The following is a 21381-nucleotide window of genomic DNA, read 5'->3' on the forward strand; positions in this document are numbered from 1 at the left end:
GGGATACGGCGGTGTGTCCTGGGGCTTCGGCCGGTGCAGCCGGATCGGTGGGTCAGTGCTGACGGGCGACCTCGGCGGCGAGCAGCCGTGCCCAGTGGACGGCCGGTTCCTCGAAGAAGGGACGGGGTTCCAGGCGCAGGGCCAGGTCGGCGCGGTAGCGGGCGATGACCTGCGTCACCCCCAGCGAGTCCAGTCCCAGGTCGAGCAGGCTGATGTCGTCGGTGATCTCGGTGAGCGCGACGCCGAGGTGGTCGGCGAGGACTGTTCTGACGTAGCCGTCGAGCAGCGGTTCGCGCTGGTCGGCGGGCGCGTCCAGGACGGCCCGCAGGTGTTCGGAGGGACCCTGGTCCTGGCCGGGACCGGCGCTGTCGGCGCGGACCTCGGTCAGCAGCGGGCGGGCGCGGCGCGATTCCAGCAGCGGGCCGAGCGTCGTCCAGTCGGCGCCGGAGACCACGGCGTGCGCGGTGTCGGAGGCGAGCAGCGGGCCCAGGTGCCGCAGCCCGGTCTCCGGGTCGATCGCCCGGAGCCCCAGGGCCTCCAGACGGGCCATCAGCTCGTCGCCGCCCAGGCCGCTGGCCACCCGCCAGGGGCCCCAGCTCACGCTGAGCGCGGTGGCGCCGGTGCCGCGGCGGTAGGCGGCGAGCGCGTCGAGGAAGCGGTTGGCCGAGGCGTACGCGCCCAGGTGCGCCGAACCCCACACGGAGGCGATGGACGACATCAGCAGGAAGAAGTCCAGCGGTGTGCCGTCCAGCAGCCGGTGCAGCGTCCAGGCTCCCTCGACCTTGGGCAGCAGCACGGCGTGCAGCGACTCGGGGTCGGCCTCCGCGATGTTCTGCGCCCCGGCCAGGCCCGCGGCGTGGATGACGCCGCGCAGCGGCTGCCCGCTGTCGGCGATGTCCGCGAGGACCGCCGCCATGCCCGCCTCGTCGCCCACGTCGGCGGCGGCGACGGTCACCCGCGCGCCCTCGGTCTCCAGGGCGCGGATGGCGGCGACCCGCTCGGCGACGGGCGCGGGGAGCGCCGGGTCGTCCCAGCTCTGACGCGGGGGCAAGCCCGCGCGGCCGGTGAGGACCAGGTGCCGGGCGCCGAGGCCGACCAGCCACTCGGCCAGCGTCAGCCCGAGGCCGCCGAGCCCGCCGGTGATCAAGTAGCTTCCGTCGCCGGTCACTTGGAGGCGCGGGGCGTCGTCGGCCGGGGGGCCGGAGCGGATCAGACGGGGGACGAGGCGGGCGCCGCCGCGGTAGGCGACCTCGTCGTCCTCGTCGCCGAGGAGCAGTTCCTCGGCCAGTTCCGCGGCGCCGCTGTCGGCCGCGCCGCCTTGCGGGTCCAGGTCGACGGCCCCGCCCCACAGGTCGGCGTGTTCCAGCGAGACGACCTTGGCGAGGCCGGTGAGCAGCGATCCCGCCAGGCCCTCGGGGGCCTCCTCCTCGCCGGTGGCCTGCGCGCCGCGGGTGACCAGCCACAGCCGGGGCGGCCGGGCCCCGGCGGTGGCGGCTTCGGAGGCGGAGCCGGGAGGCGCCTGGGCGGCTCCTTCGGCGAGCGCCTGGATCAGGTGCACCACGGTCTCGGGTCCCGTCACACGGGCCCGCGCCAGGTCCTCGACGGTGGTCTTGTCGCCGCCGGGCGCGTCGAGGGCCGCCAGGTGCACGATCCGGTCGACCGGGCCGACGTCGGCCAGCAGCGCGCGCAGCGCGGCGGGATCGCCCGCGGGGACGCTCCGGGCGCCCGGCAGCCCGGCCGGACCGTCGCCGATCCTGGCCAGCACGCACTCCCCGCCGAGCGAGGACAGCTCCGCCGCCAGCCGCTCACCGACCCCCGTGGTGTCGGTGAACAGCAGGGTGCGCCCGGCCGGATCCGCGGCGCGGCCCGCGCGCGGCGAGCGGTGCCACTCCACCGCGTACTGCGGGTAGTCCCCGGCTTCGGGGTCCGCGACCGCCCCGCCGGGCCCTGGCAGTACCGGAGAGGTGCCGTCGGCCAGCGGGAAGTTCAGTCGCAGCCGCTGGAAGGCGTACGTGGGCAGCGGCACGTGCCGGTCGGCGGTGGCCGGGTGCACCCGCGACCAGTCGACGGGTACACCCCAGGCGTGCAGCGCGCCTAGGCTCCCCAGGACCTGCTCGGCCTCGGGCCGGCCGCGCCGCAGGGACGGCAGCCACAGCAGGTCGGGGTCGGGCAGGGCGCGGGCGGCCAGGCCGAGCAGGGTCCGGCCGGGGCCGATCTCCACGAAGGCGCCGACGCCGGTCTCGCGCAGTGCCAGCACGCCGTCGTGGAAGCGGACGGGCTGCCGGGCGTGCCGGGCCCAGTAGCCGGGGTCCGCGAGGGTGGCGCGGTCCAGCGGCCGGCCGGTGAGGTTGGAGATCAGCGGGACGCGCGGCTCACGGAAGGTGATCTTCGCCGCCGCCTCCTCCAGCGGGGCGAGGACCGGGTCGAGCAGCGGCGAGTGGAAGGCGTGCGAGACGGTCAGCGGTTTGGCGGTCACACCCTCGCGGGCCAGCTCCGCCCGGATCTCCGCGATGGCGTCGGCATCGCCGGAAAGGACCGTGTCCTGGGGCCCGTTGACGGCGGCGACGGCGACCAGGTCGGCGCGGGAGCCGATGGCCCGCTCGGCGGCCTGCGCGTCCAGTTGTACGGCGAGCATCGCGCCGGGCGCGGTCACCGACTCCATCAGCCGGGCCCGCAGGGCGATCAGCCCGAGCGCGTCCTCCAGGTCCACCGCTCCGGCGACGCACGCCGCCGCGTACTCGCCGACGCTGTGGCCGATCACGGCGGCGGGGCGGACGCCCCAGGACGCCCACAGCTCGGCGAGCGCGAATTCGACGGCGAACAGCGCGGGTTGGGTGTAGCCGGTCCTGTCGAGCGAGCCGTCGGGCTCGACGGGGTGGACGACCTCCAGCAGCGGTCGGTCCAGGACCGGGTCGACGATCTCGGCGCAGCGCTCCAGAGCCTGCCGGAACACCGGCTCGGCCTCGTACAACTCCCGTCCCATGCCCGCGAACTGGGCGCCCTGGCCGGTGAACATGAAGGCGGTCTTCACGCGGTGCGCGGCCTGGGCGCGGCGGGGGGCGGGACCGCCGTCGCCGGTCCCGAAGTCGTGCAGCCGGTCGGCGAGCGAGGCGGTGTCGCGGGCGGTGAAGGCGGCGCGGACCTGCTGCGGTGAGCGGCCGGCGGCGATGGTGCGGGCCACGGAGTCCAGCGGGGTCGCCGGGTTGGCGCGCAGGAAGTCGGCCCAGCGCAGGGAGAGTTCACGCAGCGCCGGTTCGCTGCGGGCCGACGCGACGAACACTTCTGCCTGCCGCCCCGGCCGCGGGTCCGGCTCGGGCTGCTCGGTGGTCATGGCGGGCGGTTCCTCGATGACGAGGTGGACATTGGTGCCGCTGGCGCCGAACGAGCTGAGGCCCGCGGTGCGCGGCTGCCCGTCGGACGGCCACGGGGTGTGCTCGGCGGCGACCCGCAGGTGCAGCGCGTCCCAGTCGACGTTGGGGTTGGGCGTGCGGAAGTGCAGGCTCGCCGGGATCTCGCCGTGGCCGACGGCCAGCACGCTCTTGATCAGCCCGGCGATGCCCGCCGCCGCCTCCAGATGGCCGACGTTGGTCTTCACCGACCCGACGTAGACGGGGTGATCCGCCGAACGGCCGGTGCCGAGGACGGTCTCCAGGCTGCGCAGTTCGATGGGGTCGCCGAGGGCGGTGCCGGTGCCGTGCGCCTCGACGTAGCCGATCCGGTCGGCGGCGACTCCCGCGTCGGCGAGGGCCGCGCGGATGACCTCCTGCTGCGCCTTGCCGCTGGGTACGGAGATGCCGCTGGCGTGGCCGTCGTGGTTGACGGCGCTGCCCCGGATGACGGCGAGCACCCGGTCGCCGTCGGCCACCGCGTCGCTGAGCCGCTTGAGCACCACCAGGCCGCAGCCCTCGCCGCGTGCGTAGCCGTCGGCGGAGGCGTCGAACGCCTTGCAGCGGGCGTCGGGCGAGACCGCCCCGGCCTTGCTGACCAGCACGAAGCCGTACGGGGACAGGATGACGTTGACCCCGCCCGCCAGTGCCAGATCGGTCTCGCCCAGGCGCAGGGCCTGGCACGCCTGGTGGACGGCGACCAGTGAGGAGGAGCAGGCGGTGTCGACGACCTGCGCGGGTCCGCGCAGCCCGAAGGTGTGCGCGATGCGTCCGGCGATGAAGCTGTTCTCGCCGAGGAGTTGGTAGCCGTCGATCGCGGCCGGGTCGCCGTACTGCTGCCGCAGCCGTACGTAGTCGCTGGTGCTCGCGCCGATGTAGACGCCGGTGCGGGAGCCGTCCAGCGAGTCGTGCGGGATGCCGGCCCGCTCCAGCGCCTCCCAGGCGACTTCGAGCGCGATCCGCTGCTGGGGGTCCATTCCGAGTGCTTCGCCCGGCGCGATCCCGAAGAGCTGCGCGTCGAAGGTGTCGGCGCTGTCCAGGAACCCGCCTTCCACGACGTACGCCTTCGCGGGCGCCTCGGGGTCGGGGTCGTAGTACGGGTCGGTGTCCCAACGGTCGCGCGGGAAGGGGCCGATGGCGTCCACGCCGTCGCGCAGCAGGTCCCACATGCGCTCGGGCGAGTCGGCGCCGCCGGGGAAGCGGCAGCCGACGCCGATGACGGCCACCGGGCTGTGCAGCGCGGCCCGTTGGTCCTCGACCATCGTGCGCAGCCGCCCGATGGTCTCCAATGCCTGGGCGAGGCGGGACCGTTGGTCCGGTGCGCGCTCCGGCGTACGGTCCGATGTGCGGGGTCCGGCACCGTCGGTGGGCTGGTTCATCGCTTGTCTCCCTCGATGAGGGCGTTCACGGCGGCGACTTCGGCGTCCAGACGGGCGAAGAGGTCCGCGTCGTCGGGGTCGTCGTAGTCGTCTTCATCGGTGAGGTCGCCGGTGACGGTGGCGTTGTCCGCGGTGCCTTCGGTCCTTTCGGCGCGTCCGGTGGTCGCGGCGTTCTCGGCGCGTCCGGTGTCTTGGGTACGGGTGACGCTGTCGGCGGCGGGCTGCGGCGCGTCAGACCGCTCGTCGCCCGATCCGCCGACCACCTCGGCGGCGAGGAATCCGGCCACGGCGTCGCCCGTCGGGTATTCGAAGGCGAGGGTCGCGGGGAGCGCGCTGCCGAAGCGGCGCTCCAGCCGTACCTTCATCTCCAGCGCCGTGATGGAGTTCAGGCCCAGTTCGAAGAAGCCCTGCCGGGGCTCCAGTTCGCCGGGTCCGTCCAGGCCGAGCACCACCGCCACCTCCTCCAGGACGCACTCCAGCAGCAGATCGCCGCGCGCCGCGTCGGGCAGTGAGCGCAGCTTGTCCAGCAGCGCGCCGGAGTCACCGGGCGCAGCCGCCGCCTCGGCGGCCAGGGCGTCGAAGAGCGGCCAGGGGCGGGCCTGTTGGTAGAGCGGCAGCAGCAGGCCCCAGTCGGCGTCGGCCGCGGCGGCGCCGGTCAGGCCCGCCGCGGTGATCCGGTCGAGCAGTTCCACGGCGATGCCGGGCGGGAGCAGGCGCATGCCGCTGCGTGTCAGCCGGTTGGCGCTGTCGCGGTCCAGCAGATCCACGTCGAGCCAGGGCGCCCAGGCGATGGCGCAGACCGGCAGGCCCAGGGCGCGCCGGTGCCCGGCGAGGGCGGTGAGCAGCGCGTCCACCGGGGCCTGCACGCCCGCCCCGATCGCCGCCCAGGCCGACGCCACGGTGCCCCACACCTGGAAGAGGTCCAGGTCGGTACGCGTGTCGAGCGCTGCTTGGTGCAGCAGCCACGCGCCGCGGGCGCGGCCCTCGACCGCCTCGGCGATCGCGGCGGCGGTCGGCTCCTGGTCGATCGGCAGATTCCAGCCGACGCCGAGCCAGATCACGCCCGCGACGGGGTGTCCGGCCGCGGCCTCGTCCTCGATCAGCCGGGTCGCCTGCTTGGCGTCCTCCACGCGGGGCACGACCAGCGTGCGGCCCGCGCCGCGCGCGGTCAGCCAGGCGGCCACCCGGTCGGGCAGCGGTCCTTCCGCGCCCGCCACCAGATAGCTGCGGTCGGCGGCCAGTTCGACCGGCTCGAACAGCGGCGGCGGGGCCGGGGCGCGCAGCACCCGGGCGGTGAGCCTGCGGCCGGCGCGCAGCGCGATCTGGTCCTCGACGTCCTCGCCTCCGGCGCGGTCGGCGCCGTGGGCGAGCAGTTCGGCCACGACGGCCGCCGCGTCCTCCGCCACACCCGAGGTCAGCGGGTCCAGGTCGAGCGCGGCGCCCCAGGCGGTGGGGCGTTCCACGCCGGAGACGATCGCGGACTGCCGCAGCGGTGCCTGTGCGGCGGCGGGCAGTTCCAGCTCGTCCACCGCGACCGCGCCCCGCGTCACGTACAGCACGCGTGCGCCGCTGGCGACCGCCGCCGTCACGGAGGCGACCGCCGTCACCCCCGCGCACGCGTCGGCCACGGCGAGGGGGTCGGGCTCGTCCCGCTCCGGCAGGTCCAGCGCCCCGAGGTGCACGACGTCCCGGCAGCCGGGCCCGGTGCGCAACTCCCGCAGCGCGTCCGCGAGTCGCTGCCGTACGGCGTCGGGCTCGCCGTCGGCCGCCAGCAGGGTCGCGGGCCGCCCTTGTGCGGCCAGTGCCCGTGCCAGTTCCTCGGCGACGCCGCCGCGGTCGGCGAGGACGACGGTGACGGGTCCGGTCAGGGGCGCCCCCGCTCCCCCGGCGGCTGTGGACGGGTCGTCCTCGGTCCGCGATGCGCCGAGGCCGTCCCGCTGGGCGGGGACATGGGCGGTCAAGCCGCGCTGCGGAGTCCCGGCTTCGAGCCGAGCCGGGGTTTCGGCCGGCCGCTGCTCGGGCTGACGGACCGTCAGCGGGCGCTCCTGCCAGCCGAGGACGTACAGGCTGGTGGTGAGGCGCGCGGTCTCCTCCTGGTTGAGGACGCGGCCTCGCGGCGGGGCGAGGCGCAGGCCGGTGATCTCGGCGAGCGGCCGGCCCTCGGGGGTGGTCAGGCGGATGTCGGCGGTCGGGTCGCCCGCGGTGTCGGGGCGCAGGGCGGCGGTGACGAGGACGCGGTCGTCGGGGGCCGCGTACAGGGTGAGGCTGTCGAGGGAGGCGGGGAGCGGCGACGGGTCGGCGGGGTCGGCGGACAGCAGGAACGCGGGCAGCCGCAGGGCGAGTTCGAGGAGGTCGGGGGCGAGGTGCCAGCGCATGGTGGCCGGGCGCAGCCGCAGTTCGAGTTCGATGCGGCCGTCGGCGGTCCGGGCCGATTCCGGGGTCGGCGCGCAGTCCCCGGTGGCGTGCCGGGCCACCCAGGCGCGCAGGGCCTCGTCGACCGGGCCGCGCGGGTGCGGCGGGGCGTCCGCAGCGGTGTCGGACGGCGCGCGTCCTGGCAGGGCGCGGCCCGAGACGAGGCTGCGGGGGCGCGGCGCGGTGTCGGTGGCGGGCTCCCACAAGGTGAGCGCCAGGCCCGGCCGGTCGCCCGACGCGGTGCGTTCCAGGCTGAGTTGGGTGGTGACGGAGCCGTCGGCCGGGACCAGCAGGGGGCGGTCGAGGGTGATGTCCTCAAGGCGGACGGGGCGGCCGGGGCCGAAGGCGGTCCCGGCCGCGGCGACGGCCAGCTCCAGCCAGGTGGCGCCGGGCACCCGCAGCGCGGCGCCCACGGGTTCGGCGCCGAGCCGGGTGGCGGTACGGGCGTCGAGGTCCGTCTCCACGACGCGGCCCGACGGGGTGCGGACGTCGCGGGTCAGCAGCGGGTGGGCGCCCTTGTTCGCGGGGGCGGCGTCGCGCTGGTCGACCCAGTACCGCTTGTGCTCCCACGGGTAGGTCGGCAGCTCGGCGAGCGGGCCGTTCCCGGGGTGCAGCCGCGGCCAGTCCACGGCCTGGCCGCCGACGTGCAGGGCGCCGAGCCCGGTGAGTAGCGACTCCGGGCCGTCCTGGTCGCGCAGCAGTGACGGCACGAACAGTCCGTCGGTGCCCGCGGCCCGCAACTCCTGCTCGATGGGCACGAGTTGGATGGGGTGGGCGGACAGCTCCACGAAGGTGTCGTGTCCGTCCGCCGCCGCTGCCCGTACGGCGTCGGCGAACCGTACGGTCTGCCGCAGGTTCCGGCCCCAGTAGGCGGCGTCCAGGGGGGTGTCGGCGGCGAGCGGAGCGCCGTCCACCGAGGAGTACATCGGCAGGCGCGGGGCGGCCGGGGCCAGGCCGGTCAGGGCGTGTACAAGCTGTTCGCGCAGCGGCTCGGCCCAGGGGCTGTGGGCCGGGCCGCCGGCGTTGACCGCACGGAAGAACACGTTGCGCGCGCGCATTCGGGCGCCCAGTTCCTCCAGTGCGGTCGTCTCTCCCGACACCACCGTCGACTGTCGGCTGTTGACCACGGCGACGCACAACCGGTCGCCGTACGGTGCCAGTTCGTCCTCGGTGCGGTCGGCGTCGAGGCCGACCACGGCCATGCCGCCCTGGCCGACCAGGGCCCGCAGCAGGTGGGTGCGGCGCACCATGATCTCCGCGGCCTGCGCCAGGTCGAGCGCGCCCGCGCACAGGGCGGCCGACACCTCGCCCATGCTGTGGCCGAGCACGGCGGCGGGCTCGACGCCCAGGGCGCGCCAGCTCGCCGTCAGGCCGTACTGGGTGGCGAAGAGCATGATCTGCTGGTCGAGTTCGTTCGAAGGCTCGCGCGCGGATTCCAGCGCTTCGCGCACCGACCAGTCCAGGTGGCGGGCGAGCGCGGCGTCGCAGTCCGCGATCGCGTCCCGGAACACCGGGTCGGCGGCCAGCAGGGAGCGGCCCATGGCGGGCCAGTAGGAGCCGTGTCCGGAGAAGACGAAGACGGGTCCGCGTGCGCGTGCGGCGGCCTTGCCGAGGACGGTGCCGGGGACGCTGTCACCGTCGGTGACGGCGGTCAGTCGTTCGGCGAGCGCGGCGCGGTCGCGGCCCACGACGACCAGCCGGTGGTCGAGGTGGGAGCGGTGTACGGCCAGGGTCCGTGCCACGGCGGCCGGTTCCGCGCCGTGCGCGTCCCGTGTCGCGTCGCCGTCCGGCTCGGCGCTGAGCAGTGAGCTCAGGGCGGCGGCCCGGTCGCGCAGTGCGGCGGGGGACGCGGCGGACAGCGGCAGGACGTGGAGGCGAGCGGTCAGGGCCGCGCCGTCGTCCGCGTCGGAGGTACCGGGGGCATCGGGGACGTCGGAGGCGTCGGTCGCGGGGGCCTCGGCGAGCACGATGTGCGCGTTGGTGCCGCTGAAGCCGAAGGCGCTGACCCCGGCGACCCTGCGGCGCTCGCCGCGGGCCCACGGGCGGGCCTCGGTCGGGACGTCCAGGGGCAGTTCGTCCCAGGGGATGTCGGGGCTCGGCCGCGTGAAGTGCAGGTGCGCGGGCACGGTCTCGTGCCGCAGGGCCAGGACGGTCTTGATGAGTCCCGCGATGCCGGACGCGGCTTCCAGGTGGCCGATGTTGGTCTTCACCGAGCCGACCAGGCAGGGCTGCTGGGCCGTCCGTCCGGCCAACGCCGCGCCGAGCGCCCGCAGTTCGATCGGGTCGCCGAGCGGGGTGCCGGTGCCGTGCGCCTCGACGTAGTCCATGTCGTCCGCGCCGACGCGGGCGTCGGCGAGTGCGGCGCGCAGCAGTGTCTCCTGCGCGGGACCGTTGGGGGCGGTGAAGCCGCTGCTGGCGCCGTCCTGGTTGACGGCGGAGCCGAGGATCAGCGCCAGGACCCGGTCGCCGTCGCGCCGGGCGGCGGACAGCGGCTTGAGGATGACGGCTCCGCAGCCCTCGCCCCGCGTGTATCCGTCGGCGGTGGCGTCGAAGGTCTTGCACCGGCCGTCGGCCGCGAGGGCCCCGGCGGCGTCGCTGGCCCGGTGGATGGTGGGGCCGAGGATGAGATTGACGCCCGCGGCGACCGCGAGGTCGCTCTCGCCCGAGCGCAGGCTGGCCACCGCGAGGTGCACCGCGACCAGCGAGGACGAGCAGGCGGTATCGACGGCCAGGCTCGGGCCGCGCATGCCGAGCAGGTACGACAGACGGCCGGCGGCGGCGCTGAAGGAGGTGCCGGTGCCGTAGAAGGCGTCCACGTTGTCGGGGTGGCTGCCCACGATCTGGGCGTAGTCGGTGGAGTTCATGCCGAGGAAGACCCCGGTGCGGGACTCGGCGAGCGAGGTCGGCGGGACGCCCGCGTGTTCCAGCGCCTCCCAGGCCACTTCGAGGAACATCCGCTGCTGCGGGTCCATCACCTTGGCCTCGCGCGGCGGGATCCGGAAGAACGGCGCGTCGAAGCCCGCCGGGTCGTCGTCCAGGAAGCCGCCCCACCACACGCGCGGGTCGTCGAAGCGGCCGTCGGGGGCGCGGCGTACGGCGTCGCGGCCCGCGGTCAGCAGCCGCCAGTAGGCCTCCGGGCCCTCGGCGCCGCCGGGGAAGCGGCAGCCGACGCCGATGACGGCGATCGGCTCGGGCGCGCCGGGCGTGCCGGTCGGCGCGGACGGAGCCGCGGGCGTGTCGGTCGTACGGGACACGGCCGCCGTGTCGGTCGTGCGGGCCACGGCGGGCGCGGGAGCCGGGGCGTCGCCGAGCAGGCCGTCGAGGTAGTCGGCGAACCGCCGCACGGTGGGGTGGTCGAAGGCCGCGGTCTTCGGCAGCCTCAGCGGCACGGACCGTTCCAGCACCTTGCACAGCTCGACGGCGCCGAGGCTGTCCATGCCGAGGTCGGTGAAGCCGCGACCGCGCGCCACGGTGGTGCCGGAGGCCAGCCCCAGCACCTCCGCGGCGGCGTCCGCGACCAGGTCGGCGAGCTGGTCGCGGCTGGGGCGCGCCGGGGTCGCCGGAGCGGTGGCGGGAGCGGCGTCCACCGGCGCGGGCAGGGCGGGCGGCGCCGTCTCGGACAGCGGCGCGCCCGGTGTGCTCAGGCGCAGTCCCACGGTCTCGGCGACGAGCCGCCCGGCCTCGTCGTACAGCTTCAACTCACCGTGCAGTGCGCTCAGTCGCGGCAGGGTGTCGGCATCGGCGTTCGCGTCGGGCGCGGGGATGTCGAACCACAGCTTGTCGCCCTGCCACGGGTAGCCGGGCAGGTCAGTGACGGCCGTGGGTCCCGGATTGACCTCGGGCCAGCGGATGTCGACCCCGGCGGCGTAGAGCCTGGCCAGCGAGGTGCGCGCGGTGGCGACGTCGTCGGTGTCGCGGCGCAGGGTGGGGACGACGAGCCCGTCGACTCCCCGGTCCTCCAGGCTCTGGACGACGGGCTGGGCGAGCACCGGGTGCGGGCCCAGCTCCACGAAGAGGCGGTGACCGGCGTCGAGCGCGCGGCCGAGCGCGGCGGAGAAGCGGACCGGCTGGCGGAGGTTGCGTCCCCAGTAGTCGGCGCCGAAGGGGCCCTCGGCGCCCGGCTCGCAGGTGAGGTGGACCGGCACGCGCGGCTTCGCCGGGGTGATCTCGCCGAGCATGGCGACGAGTTCGTCCTGGTAGGGCGCCATCTGCGCGCTGTGGAAGGCGTATTCGCCGGGCATCGCGCGGTAGCCGTGGCCGAGCTCGGCCAGTTCGGCGCCCAGGGCCTCGACGGCCTCGGTGCGTCCGGAGACGACGGTGCTCGCGGGACCGTTGACGGCGGCCACGGTCACGTCGTCGCCGTATGCGGCGAGCAGCGGCAGCAGGTCGGCTTCGGGGAGGGCCACGGAGGCCATCCGGCCGCCGCCCTCGGCCCGTTGGAGGAGGCGTCCGCGGTGCACGATGACGTGTACGGCGTCGGTGAGGGTGAGGGCGCCCGCCACGTGGGCGGCGGCGATCTCGCCCATGCTGTGCCCGATGACGGCGGCGGGCTCCACGCCCCAGGAGCGCCAGAGCGCGGCGGCGGCCACCTGCACGGCGAAGACGACAGGCTGGGCGAATTCGGTCCGGGTCAGCCGGGAGTGCTCGGCGTCCGCGGTCAGTTCGCCGATCACCGACCAGCCCGCCTCCGCGGCGATCAGCTCGTCCACGCGGGTCAGTTCGGTCCGGAAGGCGTCCTCGTGGGCCAGCAGTTCGCGGCCCATGCCCGTCCATTGGCCGCCCTGCCCGGAGAAGACGAAGCAGACCTGCGGCAGGTCGTCGCCCGAGTCGCCCGGGTCGCCGAAGTCCCCGGCGTCCGTGCCGCCCCACTGCGCGCCGCCTCGCTCTTCCGCCGCCAGGTCCGGCACGGCGGTGTCGAGAGACGTCTCCAGCAACGCGCCGAGTTCCTGGGCGAGTTCGGTGGCCGTCCTGCCGGTGACGGCGATGCGGTGCTCGCCGTGCTGGGTGCGCCGGGTGCCCGCCGCCGTGACGTACGCGGCCAGTTCGGCCTCCGGCTGGTCGAGCAGCCGGTCGCGGTGCGCACGGGCCAGTTCGCGCAGCGCGGCGCCGGAGCGCGCGGAGACCGGCAGGAGCAGCCGGGACGGCCGGTCCTGTGCCGCCTCGGCGGGCGGGGCGACCGCGGGCGGTGCCTCGACGATCACATGGGCGTTGGTGCCGCTGAGCCCGAAGGCGCTGACGCCGGCCAGTCGCCGCCCGCCGCCGTCCGGCCACGCGGTGAGGTCCGTCGGCACCCGCACCGGCCAACGGTCCCAGCGGATACCGGGGTTGAGCCGGTCCAGGTGCAGATGCGGCGGGATCTCGCCGTGCTGTGCGGCCAGTGCCGCCTTGAGGAGCCCGGCCGCGCCCGCCGCGCCGTCGGTGTGCCCGAAGTTGGTCTTCAACGAGCCGACCAGCAGCGGGTGTTCCGCGTCGCGTCCTTCGCCGAGAATCCGGGCGAGCGCGCTCATCTCGATGGGGTCGCCGAGCGGGGTGCCGGTGCCGTGCGCCTCGACGTAGCCGATCTCGTCGGGTCGTACGTCCGCGGCGGCCAGGGCGTCCCGCAGCAGCGACTGCTGGGCGGCGGCGCTGGGCACGGTCAGTCCCGCGCTGTGCCCGTCGTGGTTGACGGCGGAGCCGCGGATCACGGACAGCACGCGGTCGCCGTCGGCGAGCGCGTCGGTCAGCCGCTTGAGGACGAGCACCACGCAGCCGTCGCCGCGGACGATTCCGTCGGCCGCCGCGTCGAAGACCTTGCAGTGCCCGTCCTTGGCCATGGCGCCGACCTTGGACATGAACACCGTCAGCTCGGCGGAGAGCAGCAGGTTGACGCCGCCGACCAGCGCGGTGTCGGACTCCCCCGTGAGCAGGCTCTGCCGCGCGAGGTGCACGGCGACCAGCGAGGAGGAGCAGGCGGTGCTCAGCGCCACGCTCGGGCCGTTGAGGCCGAGCAGGTACGACAGCCGGCCGGGGCCGAAGCTGGCCTCCTTGCCCGAGGCGTACCAGGGGTCGATGCCGCGGACGCCCGCCTCGCGGGAGTGCCGCAGGAAGTAGTCGACGCTCAGGCCGCCGGAGAAGACGGAGGTACGGGTGCCGGCGAGGCTGCCGGGGACGATCCCGGCGTGTTCCAGCGCGTCCCAGGCGACCTCGATGAGCATCCGCTGCTGCGGGTCGATCTGCCGGGCCTCGCGCGGGGCGATACCGAAGAACTCCGCGTCGAAACGCGTCTCGTCCTCGATGAAACCGCCCCAGCGCGTGTACGTCCGGCCTGGCGCGTCGGGGTCCGGGTCGTAGTGCCGGGCGAGGTCGGAGCGGGACGGCGGGATCTCGGTGATCACGTCCGTGCCGTCCCGCAGCACCCGCCAGAATCCGGCCAGGTCCGCCACGCCGCCCGGGAAGCGGCAGCCGGCACCGATGATCGCCACCGCCTCCGGGGCCTGATCGGTCATCAGAACAGCGCCGCCGCTGAGGGCGCGGACAGGCTGCCCAGGTGCTTGTACCAGAGGTGGTCGGGATCGTTCTCGACCGTGGCGACGATCTTCCGCATCGCGGCGAGCGCGCGCGGTTCGTCGTCGTCGTAGACGTCGCCCTGGAGCATCTTGAGGACGTCGAGCCGGTACCTGGGGTCCTGCACGAAGGCGGTGAACAGGATGTTCAGCCGGTAGTAGATGGAGATGAACTCGTACCAGTTGCTCACCCCGCGCCGCAGCGTCCGCTCGTACTCGGTGAAGCGGGACTTGCTGAAGTCCCCGGCCTCCGCCGCCGCGATGATGTCCTTGGTCGCGATGCGGGCGCTGTTGAGCGCGACGCTGACGCCGCTGGAGAAGATCGGGTCCACGAAGCGCGCGGCGTCGCCGATCAGCACGAAGTTGTCGCCGGTGATCTCCTTCATGCCGTAGCTGTAGTCGCCCTCGGCCTTGAAGGGGCGCACGCGCTCGGAGTCCTCGAGCGCGGCGCGCAGTTCGGGGCGGCTTCCCACGCACTCCCAGAAGAAGCCCTCCAGGTCGTCCTTGGAGGCGGTGAAGTGCTTCTTCTGCGTGACGACGCCGACGCTGGTGATGGTGTCGGTGATCGGGATCTGCCAGACCCAGGTGTCGGTCAGCGGCAGGAAGTGGATGAAGATGTAGTCGGCCTTCTTCTTGTCGTGCGAGAGGGCCGTGCGGTCCAGGCCGTCGAACCAGGTGTGCACCGCGTACTGGTTGAACACCGGGTCGGGGACCTTGAGCTTGAGCTGGCGGCCGAGCATCGTGCCGCGCCCGCTGGCGTCCACGACCATGCGGACGGTGACACCGGTGTCCTTGTCGCGGACGGGGTGGATCACCGGGTGCTCGCCGGAGAAGTCGACGCTGCCGATGCGGGTGTTCTCGAAGACCTTCGCGCCGCAGGAGGCGGCGTGCTGGAGCAGGAGCTGGTCGAACTTGCCCCGGTCCACGTGGTACGTGTGGGACTGGAGGACGCCGGGCTGGTCGCGCTCGTCGAATTCGATCTCGGCGGCGCCGAGGCCGTGCGAGAGGCCGCCGAAGCCCATGGTGGGGATGCCGGCCGGTGCCGCGGACGTCCAGGCCGCGCCGAATTTGCGGGGGAATCCGGCCTGCTCGACGAGGTCGAGCGCGCCGATGTCGCGCAGTACGGGGGTGGTGGCGGGCACCAGTGACTCGCCGACGTGCTCGCGGGGGAAGGTCTCCCCCTCGAAGACCGCGACGGTGAGTCCGGCCCTGGTCAGGTATGAGGCCGCGGTGGAGCCTGCCGGGCCTCCACCGATGATCCCGATGTCATAGTCGACTGCGGACAAGACTGCTCCTCTTGAGTCGGATCGGACGGGCCCTGCCTCGGCACGGGCCGCGCTTCCGGTCGGGCGGTTCGCGTCCGCGTCAAAGCGGCGGCGGCACAGCGGCGTCGGACAGAGCGTCAGGCCATGGCGGCGGGGTCGGTCTGGATCCGGACCACGAGCTTGCTGATGGCGTCCAGGCTCTTGAAGTTCCTGCCGACGATGTACTCGGGCGGCATGAACAGCCCGTACTTGTCGTGGATATGGGCGATCAGCTCGGTGGTGTTCAGCGACGTGAGGATTCCGAGCTGGAGCAGCGGGGAATCGGGCTCGATTCCCTCCTCGCCCTCGGGCAGGAATCGCGTTTCGACGAACTCCTTCAGCTCCGCGAGGACTTCGTCGTAGCCGAGCTGCGGATCAGAACTGTCGGACATGCGTAGCGACCTTCCGGAGTCCGGGGTTGACACGGCGGAACCCCCGACTCCACGAAGTCGCGGTCGGCTCGGCCAGGGCCCCAAACGTAGCTACGGGCGCCGCCGGAGGACTTCACCAGACCTGATGAATTACGCCCGCGCACACACGCCCCGAAGTGCGTACTTACGGGGGAGGCGCCGCTTCCGCTTCACGTGCGGGTCCTCATTAATGATGAGTACTCACGGCCGTGGCCCCGTGCCGCCGCAACGGCGAGGATCGAGGGACCATCCGGTGCGCCCGATCACAGGAGGTCCGCGGCCGTGCTGCTTCCCGCCCTACGGCCCCAGTTGCTGTGCCTGCCCCATGCCGGCGGCAGCGCGGTGATGTACCACGCGTGGCGGCCCGGCCTCGCCGAGGTGGCGCGGGTCCGCCCGGTCGACCTGCCGGGCCACGGCAGCCGCAGGCGCGAACCGCTCGCCCAGGACATCGGCACGCTGACCCGTACCCTCGCGGCCGAGCTGGCACCCGGTATCGAGGGACCCTACGCGGTGTTCGGGCACAGCTTCGGCGCCGTGGTCGCCTTCGAACTGACTCACCGGCTCTCGCAGTTGGTCGGGCCGCCCGCCGCCCTGATCGTCTCGGGACGCAATTCGCCCCGCACCCCGCACGCGCTGCCGCCGCTGCACAACGCTCCGCCCGCCCAACTGCTGAGCGGCCTGCGGACGTTGGAGGGCGCGCTGCCCGCCGTCGAGGACAGTCCTGAACTGCTCGACCTGTTCCTTCCGCCGCTCCGCGCCGACCTGCGGATGACGGAGACCTACCGCCGTCCCACCGAACTGCCGCCGCTGTCCTGCCCGGTGCATGTCTTCGCCGGCGACCTGGACCCGGTGGTGGACGCGCCGGGGCTGGCCGCGTGGGCGGCGGAGACCACCGGGCCGTGCCGGGTCACCACCGTGAGGGGCGGCCACATGATGCTCGCCAGCGCCGAACTGCGCTCCGCGCTGGCGGACCTGCTCACGGTGGGCGCGATGTGATCCGCGAGCCCTGAGCGCGGGGCCCTCGGCCCCGAGCCCCAGCCCTGAGCCCCGAGCCCCCGCCCTGAGCGCAGCACCCCGCCTTCCGTCTTTCCCTCCCCCCTCCCGATGCAGGAGCCAGCGTGGACTTCAGTTGGAGCACCGAGCAGACCGCGCGGTACGAGGAGACCGTCCGCCGGGCCGCCGACGCGTTCCCCGCGGACCGTCCGCGGCGCCCCGGTGAACGGTCCGACTGGCGGGAACTCGGCCGGATCGGCGCCCTGGGCGCCTGTCTTCCCGCCGAGTACGGCGGGGACGGCCTCGGCGCGCTCGACACCGCGCGGGTCATCGAGGCCGTGGGCCGCGGCTGCCACGACACCGGGCTGGTCTTCGCGGCCAGCGCCCACCTCTTCGCCTGCGCCGTGCCGATCGCGGAGTTCGGCAGCGCGGACCTCAAGAAGCGCTTCCTGCCGGAGCTGGCGTCCGGCCGGATGATCGCGGGCAACGCCATGACGGAGCCGGAGTCCGGCTCCGACGTCTCGCGGCTGCGGGTGACGGCGACCGAAGTGCCCGGCGGATTCGTCCTGGACGGCGAGAAGAGCTTCGTCAGCAACGGCCCGGCCGCCGACGTCCTGGTCACGTACGCGACCAGCGACCCCGACTCGGGACACCTCGGCCAGACCGCCTTCGTCGTGCCGGCCGACGCCCCCGGGGTGCTGCGCGGTGAGCCCTTCGAGAAGATGGGTCTGTCCTCCTGCCTGGCGGGCACGGTGACCTTCCAGGAGTGCTTCGTCCCCGACGACCAGGTGCTGGGCGTCGAGGGGATGGGCGCGACGATCTTCCAGACGTCCATGGGCTGGGAGCGCGCCTGCCTCTTCGCGGGCTATCTGGGCCTGATGGACCGCCTGGTCGAGGAGTGCGTCCGATTCGCCCGCGAGCGGCGGCAGTTCGGCCGTCGCATTTCCGGCTTCCAGGCGGTCTCGCACCGCATCGTGGACATGAAGCTGCGGCTGGAGAGCGCCAGACTCCTGCTCTACCGGGCCTGTTGGGAGATGGACCGCGGCGGCAGGGCGACCCTGCCGGTGGCGCTGTCGAAGCTCGCCGTCTCCGAGGCCGCGGTGCAGAGCGCGCTGGACGCCGTACGGATTCTCGGCGGTCGCGGATACCGGTCGGAGTCGGGTATGGAGGCGGCGCTGCGGGACGCGGTGCCGAGCGTGCTGTTCTCCGGTACCTCGGAGATCCAGAAGGAGCTCGTCGCGAAGGAGCTGGGACTGTGAGGCTGCACGAATTCGTCACCGCCGCCGCCCGCAGGGCGCCGGATTCCCTCGCGGTCGACGCCGTCGACGGACGGCTGACCTACGGCGAACTGGACGCGCTCGCGGCGCGTTACGGCGCGGCGCTGGCCGCGAGCGGGGTGCGGCCGGGCGACCGGGTCGTGCTGTGGAGCGCGAAGAGCCTGCACGTCGTGGCGCTGATGCAGGCGTGCCTGCGCGGCGGCGCGGTCTACGTACCGGTGGCGTCCTCGAACCCGCCGTCGCGGCTGGCGCGGATCGTCACGGCCTGCGCCCCCGCGCTGGTGGTGACCGACGAGGACGGCGCGGACGCGGCGGCCGACGCGGGCTGGGACGCGGCGCCCTGCCGTACCTTCGCGGACCTGCTGGCGACGGGCGAGGGCCAGCCCGTACCGTCGCCGGTCGAGGGCTCGGAGCACGATCCGGCATACATCCTGTTCACGTCGGGTTCGACCGGTGAGCCCAAGGGTGTGTGCCTGAGCCACCTCAACGCGCTGGCGTTCGTGCGGTGGGCGGCGGCCGATCTGCGGCTGGTCCCCTCGGACCGGCTCTCCAACCACGCGCCGTTCAATTTCGACCTGTCGGTCTTCGACCTCTACGCGGCGTTCCTGGCGGGCGCCAGCGTCCATCTGGTGCCCGAGGCGCTGGCCTACGCGCCGGCCCAGCTCGTCCGCTTCATGGACGAGCACGCGATCACCGTCTGGTACTCGGTGCCGTCGGCGCTCACCTTGATGATCACCAAGGGCGGGCTGCTGGACGGGCCGCCGCCGCGCGCGCTGCGGGCCTGCGTCTTCGCGGGCGAGGCGTTCCCGATCGCCCATGTGCGGCGGCTGCGCGCGGCCTGGCAGGACGTCAGGCTGCTCAACTGGTACGGCCCGACCGAGACGAATGTCTGTACGTCGTACGAGGTCTGCGCCGCCGATCTCGACCGCGCGGGCGCCCTGCCGATCGGCGCGGTCTGCTCGGGCGACACCCTGGAGCTGGGCCCCGAGGTCGCGGGCCAGGCGGGGCGGGAGCTGCTGGTCTCGGGCCCCACGGTGATGCTCGGGTACTGGGGCCATCCGCCGCAGAGCGGCCCGTACGCGACCGGCGACCTCGTGCGGTACGACGACGCGGGCATGCTGGAGTACCTGGGGCGCCGCGACCACATGGTGAAGATCCGCGGTCACCGGGTGGAACTGGGCGAGATCGAGAGCGTCCTGAGCCTGCACCCGCAGGTCAGGGACGTGGCCGTGGTCGTGCTCGGGACCGGGCTCACGGCACGGCTGCACGCCGTGGTGGTCCCGGCCCCGGACAGCGCTCCGGGCCTGCTCGCGCTCAAGCGGTGGAGCGCCGAACGGCTCCCCACCTACATGCTCGTCGACAGCCTCAGCCTTTTCGACGAGATACCCCGAACCGGGAACGGCAAGAAAGACCGTTCCCAGGTCGCGAAAATGGTGTCACATACTGGTACCGACTAAAGATTCTAAATTGCCGCCGGCTCTGACAATTCCTTTTTCATAAGCATATATAACGGCGTGTACTCGATTGCGCAGAGCCAGCTTGTCCAGCATGCGCTGAACGTGTGATTTCACGGTGCTCTCACTCAGAAAAAGTGCTTCTGATATTTCCGCGTTCGAATAGCCGCGGATGATGAGCTGGAGCACGTCGCGCTCACGCCGGGTTATTCCACTGGACACCAGATCGGTCTCCGATGTTTCCGCTTGCGGCGGTTCCGGCGTGATGGCCGCCGCGGTGGCGGCGGCAGTGGCGGCGCCGACGGTGGGAATCACCAGTCGGTAACCGGCGGCGACCATCCGGACGGCGGCGATGATCCGCTCCGGACTCGCCTGACTGTCGAGCACACCCCTGGCACCGGCCGCCTGCCAGTGCTGAGCGCACTGCTCCAGGCTCTGGACCAGGGCTAATATCTTAGGGCAGCCGTCGGCGCCGCCGACGATGAGCTGCTGGATGGCATGCGGAACATCCGGCGCCACATCCAGCGCGTCGATGATCACCACATGCGGAGACAACCTTGCCACGCAGGGCAGAGCGTGCCGAATATCGGCAACCTCGCCCACGACTTCCAGATCGGTTTCCCTGCTCAGCAGGACACTGAGTCCCACACGGGAAACCGCTCTGGAGTCGACGAGAAGAACTCTCGTGATCCCATCCTGAAGCATCGAGCCCCCGACCTTCAGCAAACAGCACGTTATTTCGACTCTAGCACGCACGCCTGACCAGCATCAACATGGAACATTTGAGCTCGTTATGATTGAAAGTTAAATCTATAGCCCTTTCGGGCAATGCCCCGAGCCGCCGCACAGGTCACGGCGCGCCGATAAACTCCCCTCGCGGACAGGTCGCCCGTTTGCGCCCCAAAGAGGTTTCAAGCGACCCTCGCGGGTAATTCTTCCGGGTTCGGCGAGGCGTGTCGAGCGCCCGGCGGGCGGCCGGGCCGCGTCGGCGCCGGACCGGACCGGCGCCCGGTCCGCACGCGGTCCGCGCCCGCGGCGCGGGCGGTGGCCGGCGCACGGCCGGCGGGTGGTTGGCGTTTCACCCCGCCGAGGCTACTCTCATAAATCACCGAACGGTGAATTTGCGTGACAGGGCGGCGGTCATGGGAGAGGCGGTCACCGGACGGCCCGGCCGACGGCCGGGCCGCAGCGGCAGCAGAGAGGCGATCCTGCGGGCGGCGCGGCTGAAATTCGCCGAGTACGGCTACGAGCGGACGACGGTGCGCGGCATCGCCCGCGAAGCGAAGGTCGACGCGGCGCTCGTGCACCACTTCTTCCGGTCCAAGGAAGGGGTGTTCGCCGCCGCCGTCCACGAGGCGGTGCGCCCGATGGAGTTGCTGCCGGTGCTCGCCGGGGATCCCGCCACCTCGGGCGAGCGGCTGCTGACGACGGTCCTCGGCCTGTGGGAGTCGGCCGAGCGGCACGACGCGCTGCTGGCGGTGATCCGGTCGGCGGTCTCGCACGAGACGGCCGCCGGGATCCTGCGGGAATTCCTCGGCCGCGAAGTGCTCGGCCCGCTGGCCCAGGCACTGGCCGAGCCACAACGCGCTTTGCGCTCCGCCCTGTTGGGCTCTCAGCTCATCGGTCTGGTCATGGCCCGCTACATCATCCGCGTCGAGCCGCTGGCATCCGCGAGCACGCCGTCGCTGATCGCCGTGTACGCGCCGGTGATCCAGAATTCCCTCACCGGCGACCTGCCGCTCCCCCGCACGGCCGACCGTCCTGGCGGCGCGGGCTGAGCCGCGCCCGGCCCGGTCCTTCACCATTCGCCGCGCAGTACACCGGTTCGTGATTCACCGTCGCCGCGCAAAGCCTTTACGCGAGCTACGCGATCCGGGCCGGTGATTCGCCGTCACAATGGTGATTTAGCGCCATATCGAGTCGGCCCGGGGCCCGTTGGCCATGCATCGACCGCGCGCGAATCTTGGTGTAGCGTCTGCCGCCAAGCAGCGTGTCCTTCAGGGGAAAGGGCCCGAAGAGAAGCCTGCCCCGAACACCTTTGCCGCATTCATCGGCGAATGCACAAAATGGTAACGGGACAGCTCGACTCCGGGTATCGCCCCAGGTCTTCGCCCTGCGCGTGTCGCAGTCGCGTCGATACGAGGAGTCACAGGATATGGTCACGGTCGCGGCATTCGACAGCCGTAATAAGGCCCCCGCGCTCAGCGGTGCTTCCCGTCTTCTG

The 21381-nt window shown here is 73.3% G+C and carries 9 protein-coding genes; 4 read left to right on the forward strand and 5 right to left on the reverse strand.

Going from position 1 to position 21381, the window contains the following annotated elements:
- Positions 1–52: 52 nt before the first annotated feature.
- The 4 genes from ACFY9V_RS22690 to ACFY9V_RS22705 form a co-directional block, all read right to left on the reverse strand.
- Positions 53–4765 carry a beta-ketoacyl synthase N-terminal-like domain-containing protein gene (locus ACFY9V_RS22690; RefSeq protein ID WP_391162581.1) on the reverse strand — a complete coding sequence of 1571 codons (4713 nt, stop codon included), beginning with the start codon at positions 4763–4765 and terminating at the stop codon, positions 53–55.
- Complete coding sequence (locus ACFY9V_RS22695; protein WP_391162582.1) at positions 4762–13662, reverse strand: beta-ketoacyl synthase N-terminal-like domain-containing protein; 8901 nt, start codon at positions 13660–13662, stop codon at positions 4762–4764. Before ACFY9V_RS22695 ends, ACFY9V_RS22690 begins: the two co-directional genes overlap by 4 nt.
- Positions 13662–15005, reverse strand: coding sequence for an NAD(P)/FAD-dependent oxidoreductase (locus tag ACFY9V_RS22700; RefSeq protein WP_355334791.1), 1344 nt, complete (start codon positions 15003–15005; stop codon positions 13662–13664). The genes ACFY9V_RS22695 and ACFY9V_RS22700 overlap by 1 nt, the downstream gene beginning before the upstream one ends.
- Positions 15006–15121: 116 nt before the next feature.
- Entirely contained in the window at positions 15122–15415 is a 294-nt protein-coding gene (locus ACFY9V_RS22705; RefSeq protein ID WP_391162583.1) for a phosphopantetheine-binding protein, read from the reverse strand.
- A gap of 300 nt (positions 15416–15715) precedes the next feature.
- Here ACFY9V_RS22705 and ACFY9V_RS22710 point away from each other — a divergent pair, with 300 nt between their 5' ends.
- The 3 genes from ACFY9V_RS22710 to ACFY9V_RS22720 all read left to right on the forward strand — a co-directional run bounded on the left by ACFY9V_RS22710 (position 15716) and on the right by ACFY9V_RS22720 (position 19160).
- A complete protein-coding gene (locus tag ACFY9V_RS22710) occupies positions 15716–16429 on the forward strand; it encodes an alpha/beta fold hydrolase (RefSeq protein ID WP_355334797.1) in 714 nt (237 codons plus the stop codon).
- Positions 16430–16551: 122 nt separating this feature from the next.
- Positions 16552–17685 carry an acyl-CoA dehydrogenase family protein gene (locus tag ACFY9V_RS22715; protein ID WP_391162584.1) on the forward strand — a complete coding sequence of 378 codons (1134 nt, stop codon included), beginning with the start codon at positions 16552–16554 and terminating at the stop codon, positions 17683–17685.
- The gene (locus ACFY9V_RS22720) at positions 17682–19160 is read left to right on the forward strand and encodes an amino acid adenylation domain-containing protein (RefSeq protein WP_391162586.1); all 1479 of its coding nucleotides are present in this window, start codon (positions 17682–17684) and stop codon (positions 19158–19160) included. Before ACFY9V_RS22715 ends, ACFY9V_RS22720 begins: the two co-directional genes overlap by 4 nt.
- On the opposite strand, the gene ACFY9V_RS22725 is transcribed toward ACFY9V_RS22720, so the two are convergent.
- Complete coding sequence (locus ACFY9V_RS22725; protein WP_355334806.1) at positions 19140–19805, reverse strand: response regulator transcription factor; 666 nt, start codon at positions 19803–19805, stop codon at positions 19140–19142. The genes ACFY9V_RS22720 and ACFY9V_RS22725 overlap by 21 nt on opposite strands.
- 494 nt (positions 19806–20299) lie before the next feature.
- Between ACFY9V_RS22725 and ACFY9V_RS22730 the strand changes: the two genes are divergently transcribed.
- Positions 20300–20935, forward strand: coding sequence for a TetR family transcriptional regulator (locus ACFY9V_RS22730; protein ID WP_355334808.1), 636 nt, complete (start codon positions 20300–20302; stop codon positions 20933–20935).
- The last annotated feature ends 446 nt before the right edge of the window (positions 20936–21381 follow it).

The sequence above is a fragment of the Streptomyces sp. NPDC008317 genome, from assembly GCF_042955955.1.
In the GTDB taxonomy this organism is placed as follows: domain Bacteria; phylum Actinomycetota; class Actinomycetes; order Streptomycetales; family Streptomycetaceae; genus Actinacidiphila.

Excerpts from the sequence above, each read along its gene's own strand:
- ACFY9V_RS22705 (WP_391162583.1), bottom strand. The coding sequence starts at position 15,415 with ATGTCCGACAGTTCTGATCCGCAGCTCGGCTACGACGAAGTCCTCGCG.
- ACFY9V_RS22690 (WP_391162581.1), bottom strand. The coding sequence starts at position 4,765 with ATGAACCAGCCCACCGACGGTGCCGGACCCCGCACATCGGACCGTACG.
- ACFY9V_RS22730 (WP_355334808.1), top strand. The coding sequence starts at position 20,300 with ATGGGAGAGGCGGTCACCGGACGGCCCGGCCGACGGCCGGGCCGCAGC.
- ACFY9V_RS22695 (WP_391162582.1), bottom strand. The coding sequence starts at position 13,662 with ATGACCGATCAGGCCCCGGAGGCGGTGGCGATCATCGGTGCCGGCTGC.